The organism is Achromobacter sp., from assembly GCF_032113835.1.
Classification (GTDB): Bacteria; Pseudomonadota; Gammaproteobacteria; order Burkholderiales; family Burkholderiaceae_B; genus Achromobacter.
Genome location: NZ_DAMCTG010000029.1, coordinates 26,561 through 42,271 on the forward strand (window position 1 = coordinate 26,561; position 15,711 = coordinate 42,271).

Sequence of the window (15,711 nt, forward strand, 5' to 3'; positions counted from 1 at the left end):
AGGCCCGCCGCGCGCATTTACCGCCGGGCCGCCTTCGGCAACCACGCCGTAAACCAGGCCGCCGCGCCAAGCGCCGCCAGGATGACCACCGTGCCCACGGTGGCCGTGAAAGCCGGCACGTACATCATCGCCAGATCCGCCAGGACGATGACCACGAAGGCGCCTGCCCACGCCCACGCGATCCGTTCCGCAGTGCGCCGGAACGCCGGACGGGCGGCCACGTCGGGCGACACCTTTTCCATCGCGTACTGAAGTGTGAAGGGGCGGCCGGCAAAGATCGAGCCCAGCACGATGGCCAGCAGGCCCGCGTCCACCAGCAGCCGAACGCTCAAGAGCGACGGGCTGAACCCCGCGAAGCGCGTGGCGAAGGCCAGCACCCCAAAGAGGATCAGCGATCCCACTTCCAATGTCTTGGGCGACACATGAGAATGAACCGGTCCCGGATTACCAGCAGGGCAGAAACTGCCGTGGCCGCCACAAGCGCGGCGTGGGTGCGGAGCCGGTGCTCCAACAGCGCAAAGGTGATGAAGGGAACAAAGGCGAGCAACAGTTTCACGGTGTCCCTCCGGCTATGTCGTGCCGCTGAAAATTGCACCCGCCGATTTTTTCCGTCAACGGAATCGGATCCAGCACCGCGACAATCGAATGCGGTTCCATCCCCCATCCGAACGATCCCAAGCGGCGTGCGCCCCGGCTATGTTGTCCAGCAACTGCTCGCCTGACGCGCTTGCATACAAGAATCGTCAAGATTGTCGATTCTTGAATATTGCCCCGCGCGCTTGCCGATACCTTAGGGCTTTCGATACTGAGGAATGGACATGTATTCACTACCCAAGCGTTGCGGCGCTGAGTTCTTCGGCACCTTCTGGCTCGTGCTGGGCGGTTGCGGCGCGGCGGTGCTTGCCGCCGGATTTCCGCAATTGGGCATTGGTTTCGCGGGCGTCGCGCTGGCGTTCGGCCTGACCGTCCTGACGATGGTCTTTGCCGTGGGCCACATATCGGGCGGACACTTCAACCCCGCTGTCACGGTGGGGCTGGTGGCTGGCGGCCGCTTTCCCGCTCGCGAAATCCTGCCGTACGTCATCGTTCAGGTGCTGGGCGCCATCGCCGCGGCGGCGGTCCTGGCCTGCATTGCAAACGGCAAGCTGGGTTTCGACCTGAAGGCCAGCCATTTCGCCGCCAATGGCTATGGCGCCTATTCACCAGGCAAGTACACGCTTCTGTCCGCGCTGGTGACCGAAGTGGTGCTGACGGCCGGCTTCATCTTCGTGATTCTCGGCGCCACCAGCCGGCGGGCGCCGGCCGGCTTTGCCGCCATTCCCATCGGCTTTGCGCTGACCCTCATCCACCTCATCAGCATTCCGGTCACCAACACGTCGGTGAACCCGGCGCGCTCGACCGGGCCGGCACTGTTCGTGGGCGGCTGGGCGCTGGAGCAGCTGTGGCTGTTCTGGCTGGCGCCGATCTTGGGTGCGATCATCGGCGCGGTGGCCTACCGGCTGGTCAGCGACCCGGCGCTCGAGCGCGCCTGACAAGACGGAACCGCGGCCCGTGAATCACTTCCGGGCCGCTGCCTGACGGAAAATGGGGCCGGTCAGGGAAAGGCGCAACGAAGCAGGTTGTACATTACGCACTATCACCTGCTTCACCTTTACAGGATCGCCCATCATGACCGCCCCAGAAGTCGTAATTTCCCCCTCGATCGCCTGCGCGAACGACCGGCCCTTCGTGCTGTTCGGCGGCATCAATGTGCTGGAATCCAAGGAGCTGGCGCTGCGCGCCTGCGAGGAATACCAGCGCGTCACCATTAAGCTGGGCATTCCCTACGTGTTCAAGGCCTCGTTCGACAAGGCCAACCGCTCGTCCATCCATTCGTACCGCGGCCCCGGCCTCGAAGAAGGCATGAAGATCTTCGAAGCCGTGAAAAAGGAATTCGGCGTGCCGGTCATCACCGACGTCCACGAGCCGTGGCAGGCCGCGCCCGTGGCAGAAGTTGCCGACATCCTGCAACTGCCGGCCTTTCTGGCGCGCCAGACCGATCTGGTGGTCGCCCTGGCCAAGACGCAGCGCGTGGTCAATATCAAGAAGCCGCAGTTTCTTAGCCCCGCGCAGATGCTGAACATCGTCGAGAAGTTCACCGAAGCCGGCAACGCCAAGCTGATCCTGTGTGATCGCGGCACCAGCTTTGGCTACGACAATCTGGTCGTCGACATGCTGGGTTTCGGCGTCATGAAAAAGGTGTCCGGCAACCGTCCGCTGATTTTCGACGTGACCCACGCCTTGCAGCAGCGTTCGTCGCTGGACGCGGCATCCGGCGGTCGTCGTGAACAGGTGGCGGACCTGGCGCGTGCCGGCATGGCGGTCGGGCTGGCGGGCCTTTTCCTGGAAGCCCACCCCGATCCCAAGAATGCAAAATGCGATGGCCCCAGCGCCTTGCCGCTGGACAAGCTCGAGCCCTTCCTGACGCAGCTCAAGCAGCTTGATGACCTGGTGAAGTCCTTTGCGCCGATCGACATCGAACCCTGACGCGTGCGCGGTCATCACACGGCCGCCAAGCTGTTATACGATCCAGGCCAAACATTAGGGAGGCCTGGATGTCTTTGTATGTGATCGTCGCCGTGCGCAAAGAGGCCGGAAGTGGCCATATCGCCTACGTGCGCTGGGGGCAGGCCGTGCGCGGCGTTCCCGGTTGGATCTCGGAGCCCACGACGGCTGCAGCCGCCGAAGTCATTGAACTCATCAAGGACGGCGCCGAGGTCGAGACCGCGATCAGCGTCGACGGCCTGACCGTCGCATCGCGCGCGGTGCGCGTGCTGGTGGACGCCGGCGGGCGCGAACACCTTGCGTCGGTGCCGGTGCCCAGTTCCACCTTGCACACGCTGTTCGACCTGCCGGAGTTTTAACCGGTGCGGCTGCCCTAGCGGCGGCCCTCGGCGAAGTTGACCAGTGCATCGCCTGCCATCCGATAGCGCACCCATTCGTCCTGGGGCAGGGCGCCGATGGATTGATAGAAGTCGATGGCGGGCTGGTTCCAGTCCAGCACGCTCCATTCCAGACGTCCGCAGCCGTTCGCCACCGCCTCGCGCGCCAAATGACGCAACAGGTCGCGGCCCGCGCCGATGCCACGGTGTTCGGGTGTGACGTATAGATCTTCCAGATAGATGCCGTTCTTGCCGAGCCAGGTGGAGTAGCTGTAGAAATAGACGGCGTAGCCGATGGCCTTGCCGTCCAGCAGGCACATCAACGCGCGGGCGGGCGCGCCTTCGGCAAACAAGGTGCGCTCGACGTCTTCGGCGCTGGCGATCACCTCGTGCGCAGCCCGTTCATAGACGGCCAACTCGGTGATGAAGGCATGGATCTGGGCCGCGTCCGACGGCGCGGCGGGACGGATTTCGATATTCACGGAGCATTCCTGTTTATTGGGATGGCTATCCTACCCGCTATTGGCGCAGCAGGCAGCCGGGGACGTCGGGAATACCCTTGTTGCGCGGCGGACCGCCCGGCGCGACCCTTGATCGGGATTGCACCCAGAGTCCGTACGCGTGCTCAAGAAGGATGCCCTCAATGCCCGAGACTGCGCCTGCCGCCGTCCAAAAGCCGCCGCCCGCCGGCCGCGGCCGGCGATTTTCCTGGATTTGGCTGGTGCCGATCGTCGCGGTGCTGGGTGGCCTGCTGCTCGTGCTGAAGGTCTGGATGGACGCGGGGCCCGAGGCCACGATCAGCTTCCAGACGGCAGAAGGGCTGGAGGCCGGCAAGACACAGGTCCGCTACAAGGAATTGACCGTCGGCACGGTGCAACGTGTGGCGCTCAACGCGGACCGGACCGGCGTGATCGCGACGGTGCAGCTCAACAAGGACGCGGCAGGGCTCCTGCAAGAAGGCACCGTGTTCTGGGTGGTGCGGCCGCGCCTGACCCTCAGCGGCGTCTCGGGCCTGAGCACGCTGCTGTCCGGCGCCTACATCGGCCTGGATCCCGCCGGCCGCAATGGCGGCAGCGATCCGCGCAAGGCGACCAAATTCGCATTCGTCGGCCTGGAAGTCCCGCCCGAGGTGACGCAGGACAGGCCCGGCAAACGCTTCACCCTCAAGGGCCACGACCTCGGCTCGCTGGACATCGGGTCACCCGTCTATTACCGGCGCATCGCGGTGGGACAGGTGGTGAGTTACCGGCTGGATGCCACCGGCAAGGGCGTCGATATCCAGGTGTTCGTCGACGCGCCCAACGATGCCTTTGTCAACGAAGGCACGCGATTCTGGAACGCCAGCGGCGTCGACTTCTCGGTGGACGCGGGCGGGCTGCAAGTGCGGTCGCAGTCGCTGGTGTCGGTGATCGTGGGCGGCGTCGCCTTCGATTCCGTCGAGACCCGTTTGCACACCGCGGCCAAGCCGGACACCGCGTTCGTCATCTACCCCTCCGAGACCGCGGCGCGCGCGCAGCCGGACGGCACGCCGCTGCGCATCCGCTTGCGCTTCAATCAGTCGGTGCGCGGACTGTCCGTCGGTGCACCCATCGACGCGTTTGGCGCGTCGGTCGGGCGGGTCGACGCCATCGGACTGGAACTGGATCGGAGCACGCAGGAGTTCTACGCGCTGGTCGACGCCACGCTCTATCCCGAGCGGCTGGGCGCCAAAACGGTTGAGGAGATCAAGGAGTTTTCCGGCTCTACGGACACGCATCCCACCGGCAAGCTGATGGCGGCCATGATCGACCAGGGATTGCGGGCGCAACTGCGCATCGGCAATCTGCTGACTGGCCAGCTGTATGTCGCCATGGCCGTATTTCCGGACGCCGAGCCCGCGACGTTCAAGATGGAGGACGCGCCTTTCATCCCCACGGTGCCGAACAATCTGGACCAGTTGCAGCTGCAGATCAACAGCATCCTGACCAAGCTCGACAGGGTCCCTTTTGAAGGCCTGGGCGCCGAGCTCAACAACCTGCTGCAGGGCACGTCAAAGCTGATGAAGCGTCTGGACACGCAGCTTGCGCCCGAGGCGACCGCGACGTTGCGCCAGGCAAGCCGGTCGCTGGCCGCTGTCGGCGGGCTGCTCAGCCCCGATTCGGGCTTGCCCGTCAACACGAGCGCACTGCTGCAGGAGCTGGTGCGCACGGCGCGGTCGTTACGGGAATTGGCCGACTACCTGCAGGCCCATCCGGGGTCGCTGCTGCGAGGGCGCGCGCAAGACCCGGCGCCGGGGCGGGCAACGGCTCGTTGATCTGCCTCGGGTGTCTGACACCGGGACCCGGCGGGAACGCCACTTGCTGTATGCCTCCGGGGCGCCCGGTGGTTGCGGACCGAGCGGCGCCGCGTCAGAGCGGAGACTCAGCATGGACCATAGTGAAATGATGGCGCGCATGATCACGTTGCCGGTGTCGCCGGGCAGGTCCGACGGATGGGACGGCGTGCTTTCAAGCCTTGCGGACTGCCTCATGCAGGTGCAGGGCAAGCTCTCGGAAGCCGATGTGAAGCGCTTTCTGGACGTGGGAGCTCTGGTGTACCGGACCTGCTGTCAGGACGAAGCGCGCCAGCGCTGGACCGCGGAAGAATTGGCCGCCTTTCATCGCAAGGCGCCCGCCAACGCCTGAGGCGCGGGGCGCATCGCGTTGCGGATCAAAAAAGGCACTGTCTCAACGCAAAGGTCCTGCCAAACGCGCGGACCTCGTCGCCGTCCACCGACGCCGACACATCCCAATGGTCGCCCCGCGTGACAAGAATGGACTGGCTTGAAAAGGCGTGGCGCAGCGCAAATTGCCAGAACGCGCTTTCCGAGCCTTCGGGCGCCAGGTCATGCGGCCCGATCTGTAGCCGCGACGGCCGGGGCGTGGCGCCCAGCGACCATTTCAATGCGATCAACAGGAACGCGAAACGCGCGGATGCAGATGCGGGTTGAATGCACAGGACTCGAATCTTGTCGCTCATGGCCATCACCCTGGCTGAACAGATGAGCCAGCGTAGCAAACGCCGTGCCGCCCCTCCATACCGCGTTTGGTCGATCCGGCGGGGCGCCTGTGTGCTGACGCAGGCTGCCCGATTGCTAGAATGGCCAGCCGCCCAGCGCCGGCTTGCACAGGAGAAGTTCATGTCCCGAATCGTCGTCAATCCCGACACGGTATTCAATTCCGTGCAGTACGGTTTCAGCCAGGCGGTCATCGTGACTGGCCAGTGCCGCATGCTGCTGTCCGGCCAGGTCGGTGTGGACGCCAACGAAAAGACCGTCGGACCGGGGCTGCAGGTGCAGACCGAGGCCGCGCTGGACAACATCGAGCGCGTGCTGGCGGCGGCTGGCGGCAGCATGTCGCAGGTCATCATGCTGCGTATCTATATCTGCGATTCGGTCAGCACCGAACAGGAAGTCGTGGCGCAGGCGCTGCGGGACCGCTTCAAGGTCGATCCGCCGCCGTCTTCGTGGATCATCGTCAGCGGGCTGTCGCTGCCCGAATGGCTGATCGAGATCGAAGCGGAAGCGATGCTCGACTGAGCGGATTGCAGCTTTCGATCTGCGCGGCTGTCATGCCGACGGCTCGCGCCACGGCGGCACGGCGAATGCGGCGCGCAGAGACGCCAGAAATCCCGCGGTGCGCGCGGACAGCTCCTGCCGCGATTTCACCAGCGCCACCACATTCGCATCGGGCAAATTCCAGCCCGCCAGCAACGGCACGAGTTCGCCCGTGCGCAGGTGCGCGGCAACGTCCCATTCGGACCGCGCGATGATGCCGTGTCCGGCCCGCGCCCATTCCAGCGCCGTCGCGCCCGCATTGCACGACATCACGGGCGCGATGCGCACGCCTACCGCCGCGCCGCGCGCACGCCTGAATCGCCACAGCGTCACGTCTTCGTCGTTTTCGCGCAAGGCGATGCAGTCATGGTTGCGCAGGTCTTCCGGCGACGTCGGCGCGCCCCAGCGCGCCAGGTAGGCGGGCGATGCGCACAGGATGCGCCGGTTGGGCGCCAGCGGATAGGCGACCAGCGTGGAGTCGCGCAGCTCACCGATGTGGACCATCACGTCCCAGTTGTCGGATGCCAGCCGGGGAGGGCCGTCCGACAACGTCAGGCTGGCCGTCACGTCTTCGCTGCGCGACCGGAAATCGGCGACCAGGCCGGCGATGTAACGCTGACCGAACCCCAGCGGCGCGACCACCCGAAGATGTCCCGCCACGACGCCACGGCGGCCCGCCAGTTCGTCGGCCAGCAGGGTCAGGTCATTGCAGATCTGCGCGGCGCGCATGGCCAGCAGACGGCCTTCTTCGGTCAGCGCAATGCCGCGGGCCGAGCGGTTGACCAGCCTTACGCCCAGCCGCTTTTCCAGCGCGTTCAGGCGTTGCGTGATGGCAGGCGGCGTCACGTCCAGCGCGCGCGCGGCTTGCGCAAGCGAGCCGGCCGTGGAAAGGCTCAGGAAAAAGCGCAGGTCGTCAGTGGCGATCATTCAATTGTGGCTTAATGGAATATTAAGTTCGTATTAAACAAGCGAAGCGTCATCCGCGCCATACTGCGTACTGATTTCCGCGGGCCGCGACGTGCCCGCCGCTTACTCGCAAAGAGACTGCCATGACCCTGGAAACCGCCGTGTCCACGCTGGATGCCCTGGAAACGCCTTGCCTGCTGCTCGACGAAACGCGCATGACGCGCAATATTGAGCGCTTGAACGCCCTGATGGCCGGCCACGGCGTCCGGCTGCGTCCCCATCTGAAAACGCCCAAGTCGATCGAGGTCGCCCGCCGTCTGATGGCGACGCCGCAAGGGCCGGCCGCCGTCTCGACCCTGCAAGAGGCCAAACAGTTCGCCGCCGCGGGCGTCACCGATCTGCTGTATGCGGTCGGCGTATCGCCGTCGAAGCTCGACCGTGTGCTGGCCTTGCGTCAGCGCGGCATCGACCTGACCGTGGTGGTCGACAGTATCGAGGCCGCGCGCGCGGTGTCGGCACGTTCCAAGGCTGCCGGCGACCCCATCCCGGCGCTCATCGAGATCGATTGCGACGGCCACCGTGCCGGCGTGCAGCCCAAGGACACGGACCAACTGCTGGCAATCGCGCGCGTGTTGCACGAAGACGGCGCCTGCCTGCGCGGCGTCATGACGCACGCGGGCGAATCCTATGGCTGCCGCAGTGTCGAGGCCATTGCCGACATGGCCGAACAGGAACGCTGGGCCGCCGTAAGCTGCGCAGAAGCGATCCGCGGCGCGGGCCTGCCGTGTCCGGTGGTCAGCGTCGGTTCCACGCCCACCGCGCACTTCGCGCGCAATCTGGACGGTGTGACGGAAGTCCGGGCCGGCGTGTACGTCTTCTTCGACCTGGTGATGGCCGGGTTGGGCGTGTGCAGCGTGGACGACATCGCCGCCACGGTGCTCACTACCGTCATCGGCCATCAGCCCGAGAAGGGCTGGATCCTGGTCGACGCGGGATGGATGGCGATGTCGCGCGACCGTGGCACGGCCAAGCAGCCCGTCGACCAGTTGTATGGCCTGGTGTGCGACGTGGACGGCAAGGTCTATACGGACGTGCTGCTGGCCGAAACCAACCAGGAGCAGGGGATCATCAAGGTGCGCCCGGGCAGCAATGCGGTCCTGCCGGACCTGCCCATCGGCGCCAAGCTGCGCATCGTCCCGAATCACGCCTGCGCGACGTGCGCGCAGCACGACGCCTATGAGGTAGTGCGCTCCGGAGAGCCAGGCGTGGTGGCACGCTGGGAACGCTTCCGTGGCTGGTAAGCCGCGCATCACCAAGGACTTCGGCATGGACTTCATTCAAACCCCCGACGCCACGCCGCCGGCCGGGCATTACTCCCAGGCGGTTCGCGCGAACGGCTTCATCTTCGTCTCCGGGCAACTGGGCTTTTTACCCCCGGCCGGACCCGGCGTGCGCGCCGTCCTGGCGGAGGACGCGGCCGGGCAGACGCGGGAAGCGCTGCGTAGCGTGCGGGCCATTCTCGAGGCTGCAGGCTCGTCGTTATCGTCCGTGGTCAACGTCACCGTCTACATCCCGGACGTCAGTCTGTGGGATGAGGTCAACGCGGTGTACGAAGCGTGCTTCGGCAGCCACCGCCCCGCGCGTGCAATCGTGCCCACGCGCGAACTCCACTACGGCGCGCTGGTGGAAATCAGTGTGGTGGCGGTGGGCTGACCCCGTTCTGTGGGGCGAGGACGGACGCGAGAGGCCGCCAAACAGGCGACGCCTATAATGCGGGCGCCTCAATGCCCTTGGCGGAGACCGTCCACATGCACTACGAGTATCTGTTCTGGTCCATGGCTGCCATGGTGGCCGCCGCGCTTGCCGGCGGCGCCCTGTGCGGCCGCCTGCAGTCCGTCAAACACCTGGTGATCGGCCTGCTGGGATGGGCGGCGGCGATTTTCGCGGCCGTGCTGCTGCTGGCGCGCCAGGGAGGGTTCGACGAACTGGCGGCGATGCTGTCGATCGCCGCCTTCATGTTCAGTCTGGTGATCGGCGCCGCTGCGGCGCTGCTGACGCGGCGCATCCGCCTGCAACGGCAGCACCGGCAAATGGCTCAGTCATTGCGCCAATGATGCGCTGATCGGACGGACGGGCTTCTCATTCTTCCGCGTCGAAGTCCTCGTCCTCATCTTCGTCGTCCTCATCCTGCTCGAGGGCGTCATACCCCTTCCAGGTAATGCGCCAGCGCGTCGCACCGGCGTTCGCCGCGGTCTCGCTGACCTGCTTGACCAGGCCGGCATCTTCCAGCAGGTCCAGGTGATGCGCGATGACCTGCAGGCCTTGCTCTTCGGGGTGCGGCGCCAGCGCGGCATTCTTGATGTCGTGCGTGCTCAGGTTGGGGCCGGGGGCGTCGCGCAGGGCGCCCAGAATCGTGACGACCAAGTCGAAATCGCGTTGCATGATGTCCACCATGTAGGGGTAAAAGAACAGGTCGACGATAGCAGACTTCGGCTTCAGCAATAGGACTGCGCGCGCGCCTGCGTTACAGTCCGGGGTTCTTGCTAAACCACATTCGAAAACACCATGAAAAAACCCGCAGAACGGGATTGCCTGGCGGTCGTCCCCGGCTACACGGGCCAGTCCGCCAAGCTGTTCCTCTCGCGCGGCGAGGATGATCGCATTGACGGCGTCACCGTCTACGACCTGCTCGGCCACGTCAAGCAGCAGGGCGATGCCGAGGCCGCCGCCGCCTGGGTGGGCGAATGGCTCGCCAAAGAGGCTGACAACCGCAAGGCCCGCCGTACCCAGCTCCAGGCCCAGCTTTTCCTGTGCAAGCTGGCAGGCGACGAGAAGACCACGTTCCTGGCCGCCCAGAAGCCGCTGGCCCGCGTGCTGGCGGAAGCCGGGGTGCGCTGCCGTAGCGTGGCTGCCACTTCCGGGGCCGCGCGGCAGTCGCTAGGCCCCCTGTCGAAGAAACATTAGCCTAAGGCTGTTATAGTCGCGCCTGGGCGTGCGTGAGCACCTGCATGGTGCGGCGCCCTGGCGGGCTCAGCCCGCAAATCAAGGAAGATGGAAATGGAAATACTCAGTCGGCACGTTGCCGACGTAGCGGGCGGCGTCGAGCTGCACACCACGCTGGATGGCGAAAGCATCAGCGTCTATGTCGTGATGGGCGTAGACGATCTCAATGCGATCGCAGATATCGTGCCGCGCGAAAAAGTCGATGCAGGAGCGGACATACACGCCGCCAATGTCGACAATGTTGATAATGCGCAAGAACAGATCGACCAAGTGCTGGAAAATATGAATCCCGGCGACGTGGCGGTTTTCCTTTGCTCGGGCCCCGATGCTTTTGGCGCGGCGCTCGACTTGTTGGGTTTACCTATCGACGAGTAAGCCTGACGGCAAACCATAGTGTCATCCAAACGGCGTATTGCAGGTCGCGCTGACTTTAGATGGCATTTATATAAGCCTTGTTTGTTTTTTTATGATGTATTGGTGTTAACACCAATGCAGGGACCCGTTTTGCCTTTAAAAACGTGCGGAATAACTGCGCAGTTTCTCTTTGTTGCATTATTGGCACGTATTTTTTAGGATTATGTTGACTTGTGAGGGGAACATAACGATAGTGTCGGCACACGATCACAAGCGTTGCGATTTTCGATCAGTGCCGTGCCTTTTCCGGCTCAGCGTTATTGTTCTACTGTCCCCTCCTTGATTGATTCGTGACCTCCGGGCATTTGCCCATTATCTCTAGGAAATACAGTATGGAAACCGGCGTCGTTAAGTGGTTCAATTCGGAAAAGGGTTATGGCTTCATCACCCCGGAAGCGGGCGGCAAGGACCTCTTCGCTCACTTCTCCGAAATTCAGGGTTCGGGCTTCAAGTCTCTGGAAGAGAACCAGCGCGTCAGCTTTGTGACGGCCAATGGCCCCAAGGGCCCGCAAGCCACGAAGATTCAAGTCCTGTAAGGATCTGAGTTTTCTCAAGAAGGCCCCCTAGCGGGGCCTTTTTTGTTTTCTGCGCGTTATGCTTGGCGGCCGATTTTCCTTGGCGCGGCCAACGTTTCTGCGGCGGCAGCGCTTCCAATCCCAAGAGCCCATCGCCGCCATGACCACGACACCCCCAAAGCCGTCCGACCCGCAACCCGCCGATGTGGTCGCATTCTGGCTGGACGCCGGACCCGCGCAATGGTTCAGGAAGAGTGCGGAATTCGATGTCGCCTTTCGCGCACGCTTCGAAGGTGCGCACATGGCGGCTGCGGCACGCCAGCTCGATGCCTGGTTGGACGAGCCCGCGGGCGCGATCGCGCTCATGATCCTGTTGGACCAGTTTCCCCGCAATGCCTACCGCGATACCGGACACATGTTCGCCACCGACGCGCTGGCGCTGCATTTTGCTGAACGCGCCATCGCTGCGGGCCATGACCTCGCGGTCGATGCCTCGCTGCGTCAATTCTTCTACATGCCGTTCGAACATGCCGAGAGCCTGGCGGCTCAGAATCGGGCTATCGCGCTGATGGAGCCGCTGGGCGCGGAATCTGTGCGATGGGCCATCTTGCATCGCGACATCATCAAGCGTTTCGGGCGCTTCCCGCACCGGAACGCGGCGTTGGGGCGCCAGACGACCCAGGCCGAACGCGAGTTCCTGGAATCGGGCGGCTTTGCAGGGTAGGGCGCGGCGGCGTGGGCAAGCTCCAAGCGGCGCAGTGTCTACGTGTATCGGTACGTGGCAAGTTGAAAATGTTGAGCGTGTGCGCGCATCCGGCTTGCGCTCTTTAGCGGGTGTAGCCGGCTTTTTCGGGCATCAATCCAGCCCTTTCGGACATTTGACGTTTTTCCGGGTTCACCAATAAACTGGTTTCAGCGAGATTCTCAAGCGACGCGGTCTGCGTTCTCCTTGGTCGCCGTCAGTGGTGCCGCGGTTGCTATCCTCTCCCATCCTTGAAGATCTGGCGTCCCGCGAGCAATCGCTTTTTAGGTCAAGGACATCCCATGGCAACCGGCATCGTCAAGTGGTTCAACGCCGAAAAGGGTTATGGCTTCATCATGCCCGACGACGGCAGCAAGGATCTTTTCGCTCACTACTCCGAAATCCGCAGCGAAGGCTATAAGTCGCTGCAAGAAAACCAGCGGGTCACTTTCGACGTTGGAACCGGCCCCAAGGGTCCCAGCGCCAAGAACATCAAGGTCGCGGCCTGACACCTTTCGGGTAGCGTTCCGGGCTCGCCCGGCGTTCTATCCATAAAAAAGCCCCCACGTTTGCGCGTGGGGGCTTTTTTTGTCGTGGTTTGCCTCAGTGCTTGGCGGTGCTGCTGGTCGACAGCTTGTCGACCAGGGCGATCCCAAGTGCCGACAGGATGAAGATGGCGTGGATGATGGTCTGCCACATCACGCCAGCTTCGGTGAAGCGCGCGTTCGGCGTGCCGATGGTGCCGGCTTCGATGAAGGTGCGCAGCAGGTGGATCGACGAGATGCCGATGATGGCCATCGCAAGCTTCACCTTCAGGACGCTGGCGTTTACGTGGCTAAGCCACTCCGGCTGGTCGGGATGGTTCTGCAGGCGCAGGCGCGACACGAACGTCTCGTAGCCGCCCACGATGACCATCACCAGCAGGTTGGAGATCATGACGACGTCGATCAGCCCCAGCACGATCAGCATGATTTCCATTTCGCCGAAGCTGGCGGCGTGGGTGACCAGATGCCAGAGTTCCTTGAGGAACAGCATCACATAGACGCCCTGCGCGACGATCAGGCCCAGGTATAGCGGTAGCTGCAGCCAGCGCGAACTGAAGATGAGACTGGGAAGCAGGCCTAGGCGGGGAGGGGGATTCGGGATCATGTTGGGTGCGAGCCGTTGGATTTGCGAAAAAAAGCGCGGCGGCAATTCTATCAACGCCATGAGACAGCGGGCATCTCTTTTGAACGGCTTCAAATGGCCTGAAGATGCTTAGCATGGCAGCCTTCGAATTGCTCGGCTATTTGGTAAGCGAAAATCGCATTTGCGAAACTCTGTGCCGGAATGCTTCGAAAGCTATGGGCGTATATAGAATTGCCGCCTCGTTTGCATAGAACAAGTCAATAGGAGTTTGTTCCCATGAAGATCCGCTACACCGTCGCCGCGTTGGCCGTTGCGCTTGCCCCTTACTCGGCCGCACATGCGTTGGACATCGGTGGGCTCGTCGGCGCTGGCGCCAAGGTCGTCCAGGCGGCCACGCTGAGCGATGCCGAGATCAAGACCCTGTCGGACAAGGCGTGCGCCCAGAGCGATTCGCAGGAAAAGATCGCCGGACCGGGCAGCAAGTACGACGCCCGTCTGCAGAAGATCGCCAAGGCGCTGGGCAGCACGGTCAATGGCCAGAAAGCCAGCTACAAGGTTTACGTCACCAAGGACGTCAACGCCTGGGCAATGGCCAACGGTTGCATCCGCGTTTATAGCGGCCTCATGGACATGATGACGGACGACGAAGTGATGGGCGTGGTCGGTCACGAAATCGGCCACGTGGCGCTCGGTCACACGAAAAAGGCGATGCAGACCGCCTACACGGTGTCGGCTGCGCGTGACGCAGCTGGCGCGGCGGGCGGCGCGACCGTCGCTCAGCTGAGCTCCTCGCAACTGGGCGATCTGACCGAGAAGTTCATCAATGCGCAGTTCTCGCAATCGCAGGAAAGCGCGGCGGACGATTATTCGTTCGACCTGCTGCAGTCCAAGAAGCAGAATACGCGTGGCCTCGTGACCGCGTTCCAGAAGCTGGCTGAGCTCGACGGCGGCAAGAGCGATATGATGAGCTCCCACCCGTCTTCGGCCAAGCGCGCACAGCACATCGAAGACCGCATCGCCAAGGCCAAGTAACCGCTTAGCCAGGCGTCGATCGTCGTTTTTTGGACGATAAACGGGGCGCGAGCATCCGGGCAAATCCGGGGCTCGCGCCCCTTTGCGTCAGGGTTCCGGAAGTTTCCGGTAAAATGCCGCGTTTATCCGCCCGTAATCTCATCTCTCGGAAAATAGGTCTTTTAATGCAGCCTGTGGTTGAAACCCTCTCCGGCCTGGAGCGCCGTGTTGATCTGGCCGTCTCGGTGGCCGACGTCGAAAAGGAAGTCCAGGCGCAATTGAAGCGCGTGGCTCGGACCGCCAAGGTCCCCGGCTTCCGTCCGGGCAAGGCGCCGCTCGCCATGCTCGAGCGCAGCCATGGTCCCAGCATCCGCTACGACGTGATCAATAGCCAAGTTGGCCGTGCCTTTGAACAAGCCATCGACGGCGCCAAGCTGCGCGTTGCCGGCGCCCCGAACCTCGAGCCCAAGACGGAAGGCGTTTCCGACGACACGCTGGCGTTCACCGCCACGTTCGAGGTCTACCCCGAAGTCGCCGTGCCGGACCTGTCCGACCTGGCCGTCACCCGCTACGAAACCGACGTCACCGACGCCGAAGTCCAGCAGACGCTGGACGTGCTGCGTAAGCAACGCGCCACGTTCGAAGCCCGTGAAGGTCGCGCCAGCGCCGACGGCGACCGTGTCACGCTCGACTTCGCCGGCACCATCGACGGCGTGCCGTTCGAAGGCGGCAAGGCCGAAGACTTCCCGTTCGTGCTCGGCCAAGGCCGCATGCTGCCGGAATTCGAAGAAGCCGCCCGCGGCCTGAAGGCTGGCGAAACCAAGGTTTTCCAGCTCAAGTTCCCGGATGATTACCAAGGCGTCGAAGTCGCCGGCAAGACCGCCGAATTCACCATCACCATCAAGGAAGTGGCTGAAGGCGTCCTGCCCGAACTGAACGGCGAATTCGCCAAGTCGCTCGGCCAGGCCGAAGGCGACGTCGAAAAGCTCAAGGCCGACATCCGCAGCAACATCGAGCGCGAAGTCAAAGTCCGTTCGCAAGGCCGCACCAAGGCCAGCGTCATGGACGCTCTGGTCGAAGCCGGCAAGTTCGACGTGCCGAAGGCCCTGATCGACAACGACGTGCAAGGCCGTATCGCCGCTGCCCGCGAAGAACTGAAGCAGCGCGGTGTGCCCAACGCCGAATCCGTGCCGATCCCGGCCGAGGCTTTCTCGACCGAATCCGAGCGCCGTGTCCGCCTCGGCCTGCTGGTGTCCGAACTGGTCAAGCAAGCCCAGCTCCAAGCCAAGCCGGAACAGGTGCGCGCACGCATCGAAGAATTCGCCCAGAACTACGAACAACCCGCCCAGGTTGTCAGCTATTACCTGGCAGACCGCCAGCGTCGTGCTGAAATCGAAGCTATCGTGCTCGAAGACAACGTCGTCGCGCACGTTCTGGAAAAGGCCAAGGTCACCGACGAAAAGGTGGCTTTCGATCAGTTGATGGGGATGGCGTAAC

The 15,711-nt window shown here is 63.5% G+C and carries 22 protein-coding genes; 16 read left to right on the forward strand and 6 right to left on the reverse strand.

From position 1 onward, the window contains the following. Positions 1-17: 17 nt before the first annotated feature. A complete protein-coding gene (locus RT697_RS12620) occupies positions 18-422 on the reverse strand; it encodes a hypothetical protein (RefSeq protein WP_313699274.1) in 405 nt (134 codons plus the stop codon). A gap of 396 nt (positions 423-818) precedes the next feature. Here RT697_RS12620 and aqpZ point away from each other — a divergent pair, with 396 nt between their 5' ends. The 3 genes from aqpZ to RT697_RS12635 all read left to right on the forward strand — a co-directional run bounded on the left by aqpZ (position 819) and on the right by RT697_RS12635 (position 2,903). Then, positions 819-1,532: an aquaporin Z gene (gene aqpZ / locus RT697_RS12625; RefSeq protein ID WP_313699276.1), complete on the forward strand. Its 714-nt coding sequence runs from the start codon at positions 819-821 to the stop codon at positions 1,530-1,532. A gap of 136 nt (positions 1,533-1,668) precedes the next feature. Further along, positions 1,669-2,526 (forward strand): 3-deoxy-8-phosphooctulonate synthase, encoded by an 858-nt coding sequence (kdsA, locus tag RT697_RS12630; protein ID WP_313699278.1) that lies wholly within the window; start codon positions 1,669-1,671, stop codon positions 2,524-2,526. A gap of 68 nt (positions 2,527-2,594) precedes the next feature. Next, a complete protein-coding gene (locus tag RT697_RS12635) occupies positions 2,595-2,903 on the forward strand; it encodes a DUF3892 domain-containing protein (protein ID WP_291378261.1) in 309 nt (102 codons plus the stop codon). A 14-nt stretch (positions 2,904-2,917) separates the two neighbouring features. On the opposite strand, the gene RT697_RS12640 is transcribed toward RT697_RS12635, so the two are convergent. After that, complete coding sequence (locus RT697_RS12640) at positions 2,918-3,403, reverse strand: GNAT family N-acetyltransferase (RefSeq protein ID WP_313699280.1); 486 nt, start codon at positions 3,401-3,403, stop codon at positions 2,918-2,920. Between the two features lie 161 nt (positions 3,404-3,564). Between RT697_RS12640 and RT697_RS12645 the strand changes: the two genes are divergently transcribed. Together RT697_RS12645 and RT697_RS12650 are read left to right on the forward strand one after the other, a co-directional pair. Then, on the forward strand, positions 3,565-5,214 hold the full coding sequence (locus tag RT697_RS12645; protein ID WP_313699281.1) for an intermembrane transport protein PqiB: 1,650 nt from the start codon (positions 3,565-3,567) through the stop codon (positions 5,212-5,214). Positions 5,215-5,326: 112 nt separating this feature from the next. Further along, positions 5,327-5,584, forward strand: a complete 258-nt coding sequence (locus RT697_RS12650) for a hypothetical protein (RefSeq protein ID WP_313699282.1) — start codon at positions 5,327-5,329, stop codon at positions 5,582-5,584. Between the two features lie 25 nt (positions 5,585-5,609). Here RT697_RS12650 and RT697_RS12655 read toward each other — a convergent pair whose 3' ends face one another. Beyond that, entirely contained in the window at positions 5,610-5,918 is a 309-nt protein-coding gene (locus RT697_RS12655) for a hypothetical protein (RefSeq protein ID WP_313699283.1), read from the reverse strand. Positions 5,919-6,078: 160 nt separating this feature from the next. Between RT697_RS12655 and RT697_RS12660 the strand changes: the two genes are divergently transcribed. After that, a complete protein-coding gene (locus tag RT697_RS12660) occupies positions 6,079-6,477 on the forward strand; it encodes a RidA family protein (protein WP_313699284.1) in 399 nt (132 codons plus the stop codon). A 30-nt stretch (positions 6,478-6,507) separates the two neighbouring features. On the opposite strand, the gene RT697_RS12665 is transcribed toward RT697_RS12660, so the two are convergent. After that, entirely contained in the window at positions 6,508-7,422 is a 915-nt protein-coding gene (locus tag RT697_RS12665; RefSeq protein ID WP_313699285.1) for a LysR family transcriptional regulator, read from the reverse strand. 122 nt (positions 7,423-7,544) lie between these two features. Between RT697_RS12665 and RT697_RS12670 the strand changes: the two genes are divergently transcribed. From RT697_RS12670 to RT697_RS12680, 3 genes are all read left to right on the forward strand, one after another. Beyond that, the gene (locus tag RT697_RS12670) at positions 7,545-8,702 is read left to right on the forward strand and encodes a DSD1 family PLP-dependent enzyme (protein ID WP_313699287.1); all 1,158 of its coding nucleotides are present in this window, start codon (positions 7,545-7,547) and stop codon (positions 8,700-8,702) included. Positions 8,703-8,727: 25 nt separating this feature from the next. After that, positions 8,728-9,114 carry a Rid family hydrolase gene (locus RT697_RS12675; protein WP_313699305.1) on the forward strand — a complete coding sequence of 129 codons (387 nt, stop codon included), beginning with the start codon at positions 8,728-8,730 and terminating at the stop codon, positions 9,112-9,114. Positions 9,115-9,209: 95 nt separating this feature from the next. Beyond that, positions 9,210-9,515 (forward strand): hypothetical protein, encoded by a 306-nt coding sequence (locus RT697_RS12680; RefSeq protein ID WP_313699288.1) that lies wholly within the window; start codon positions 9,210-9,212, stop codon positions 9,513-9,515. Positions 9,516-9,540: 25 nt separating this feature from the next. Here the strand turns inward: RT697_RS12680 and RT697_RS12685 are convergent, their stop codons facing one another. Then, complete coding sequence (locus RT697_RS12685) at positions 9,541-9,843, reverse strand: DUF2513 domain-containing protein (protein WP_313699306.1); 303 nt, start codon at positions 9,841-9,843, stop codon at positions 9,541-9,543. Between the two features lie 123 nt (positions 9,844-9,966). Here RT697_RS12685 and RT697_RS12690 point away from each other — a divergent pair, with 123 nt between their 5' ends. The 5 genes from RT697_RS12690 (at position 9,967) to RT697_RS12710 (ending at position 12,584) form a co-directional block, all read left to right on the forward strand. Further along, complete coding sequence (locus RT697_RS12690; protein WP_313699289.1) at positions 9,967-10,365, forward strand: hypothetical protein; 399 nt, start codon at positions 9,967-9,969, stop codon at positions 10,363-10,365. Positions 10,366-10,458: 93 nt separating this feature from the next. Further along, positions 10,459-10,779, forward strand: coding sequence for a hypothetical protein (locus tag RT697_RS12695; protein ID WP_312428470.1), 321 nt, complete (start codon positions 10,459-10,461; stop codon positions 10,777-10,779). Positions 10,780-11,150: 371 nt separating this feature from the next. Beyond that, positions 11,151-11,354: a cold-shock protein gene (locus RT697_RS12700; RefSeq protein ID WP_006220190.1), complete on the forward strand. Its 204-nt coding sequence runs from the start codon at positions 11,151-11,153 to the stop codon at positions 11,352-11,354. Positions 11,355-11,493: 139 nt separating this feature from the next. Continuing rightward, positions 11,494-12,057, forward strand: a complete 564-nt coding sequence (locus RT697_RS12705) for a DUF924 family protein (protein WP_313699291.1) — start codon at positions 11,494-11,496, stop codon at positions 12,055-12,057. 320 nt (positions 12,058-12,377) lie between these two features. Beyond that, the gene (locus RT697_RS12710) at positions 12,378-12,584 is read left to right on the forward strand and encodes a cold-shock protein (protein WP_042794090.1); all 207 of its coding nucleotides are present in this window, start codon (positions 12,378-12,380) and stop codon (positions 12,582-12,584) included. Positions 12,585-12,678: 94 nt separating this feature from the next. Here RT697_RS12710 and RT697_RS12715 read toward each other — a convergent pair whose 3' ends face one another. Next, positions 12,679-13,224 (reverse strand): TIGR00645 family protein, encoded by a 546-nt coding sequence (locus RT697_RS12715; RefSeq protein ID WP_313699292.1) that lies wholly within the window; start codon positions 13,222-13,224, stop codon positions 12,679-12,681. A gap of 255 nt (positions 13,225-13,479) precedes the next feature. Between RT697_RS12715 and RT697_RS12720 the strand changes: the two genes are divergently transcribed. Together RT697_RS12720 and tig are read left to right on the forward strand one after the other, a co-directional pair. Beyond that, on the forward strand, positions 13,480-14,235 hold the full coding sequence (locus RT697_RS12720) for a M48 family metallopeptidase (RefSeq protein ID WP_313699294.1): 756 nt from the start codon (positions 13,480-13,482) through the stop codon (positions 14,233-14,235). Between the two features lie 164 nt (positions 14,236-14,399). Further along, positions 14,400-15,710 carry a trigger factor gene (gene tig, locus RT697_RS12725; protein ID WP_313699295.1) on the forward strand — a complete coding sequence of 437 codons (1,311 nt, stop codon included), beginning with the start codon at positions 14,400-14,402 and terminating at the stop codon, positions 15,708-15,710. Position 15,711: the final 1 nt, after the last annotated feature.

Bases quoted from the DNA above. Each gene is read 5' to 3' on its own strand.
- RT697_RS12645 (WP_313699281.1), top strand. From the start codon at position 3,565: ATGCCCGAGACTGCGCCTGCCGCCGTCCAAAAGCCGCCGCCCGCCGGC.
- RT697_RS12690 (WP_313699289.1), top strand. From the start codon at position 9,967: ATGAAAAAACCCGCAGAACGGGATTGCCTGGCGGTCGTCCCCGGCTAC.
- aqpZ (WP_313699276.1), top strand. From the start codon at position 819: ATGTATTCACTACCCAAGCGTTGCGGCGCTGAGTTCTTCGGCACCTTC.
- RT697_RS12715 (WP_313699292.1), bottom strand. From the start codon at position 13,224: ATGATCCCGAATCCCCCTCCCCGCCTAGGCCTGCTTCCCAGTCTCATC.
- kdsA (WP_313699278.1), top strand. From the start codon at position 1,669: ATGACCGCCCCAGAAGTCGTAATTTCCCCCTCGATCGCCTGCGCGAAC.
- RT697_RS12695 (WP_312428470.1), top strand. From the start codon at position 10,459: ATGGAAATACTCAGTCGGCACGTTGCCGACGTAGCGGGCGGCGTCGAG.
- RT697_RS12720 (WP_313699294.1), top strand. From the start codon at position 13,480: ATGAAGATCCGCTACACCGTCGCCGCGTTGGCCGTTGCGCTTGCCCCT.
- RT697_RS12665 (WP_313699285.1), bottom strand. From the start codon at position 7,422: ATGATCGCCACTGACGACCTGCGCTTTTTCCTGAGCCTTTCCACGGCC.
- RT697_RS12700 (WP_006220190.1), top strand. From the start codon at position 11,151: ATGGAAACCGGCGTCGTTAAGTGGTTCAATTCGGAAAAGGGTTATGGC.
- RT697_RS12685 (WP_313699306.1), bottom strand. From the start codon at position 9,843: ATGCAACGCGATTTCGACTTGGTCGTCACGATTCTGGGCGCCCTGCGC.
- RT697_RS12650 (WP_313699282.1), top strand. From the start codon at position 5,327: ATGGACCATAGTGAAATGATGGCGCGCATGATCACGTTGCCGGTGTCG.
- RT697_RS12675 (WP_313699305.1), top strand. From the start codon at position 8,728: ATGGACTTCATTCAAACCCCCGACGCCACGCCGCCGGCCGGGCATTAC.
- tig (WP_313699295.1), top strand. From the start codon at position 14,400: ATGCAGCCTGTGGTTGAAACCCTCTCCGGCCTGGAGCGCCGTGTTGAT.
- RT697_RS12705 (WP_313699291.1), top strand. From the start codon at position 11,494: ATGACCACGACACCCCCAAAGCCGTCCGACCCGCAACCCGCCGATGTG.
- RT697_RS12655 (WP_313699283.1), bottom strand. From the start codon at position 5,918: ATGAGCGACAAGATTCGAGTCCTGTGCATTCAACCCGCATCTGCATCC.
- RT697_RS12635 (WP_291378261.1), top strand. From the start codon at position 2,595: ATGTCTTTGTATGTGATCGTCGCCGTGCGCAAAGAGGCCGGAAGTGGC.
- RT697_RS12680 (WP_313699288.1), top strand. From the start codon at position 9,210: ATGCACTACGAGTATCTGTTCTGGTCCATGGCTGCCATGGTGGCCGCC.
- RT697_RS12710 (WP_042794090.1), top strand. From the start codon at position 12,378: ATGGCAACCGGCATCGTCAAGTGGTTCAACGCCGAAAAGGGTTATGGC.
- RT697_RS12670 (WP_313699287.1), top strand. From the start codon at position 7,545: ATGACCCTGGAAACCGCCGTGTCCACGCTGGATGCCCTGGAAACGCCT.
- RT697_RS12660 (WP_313699284.1), top strand. From the start codon at position 6,079: ATGTCCCGAATCGTCGTCAATCCCGACACGGTATTCAATTCCGTGCAG.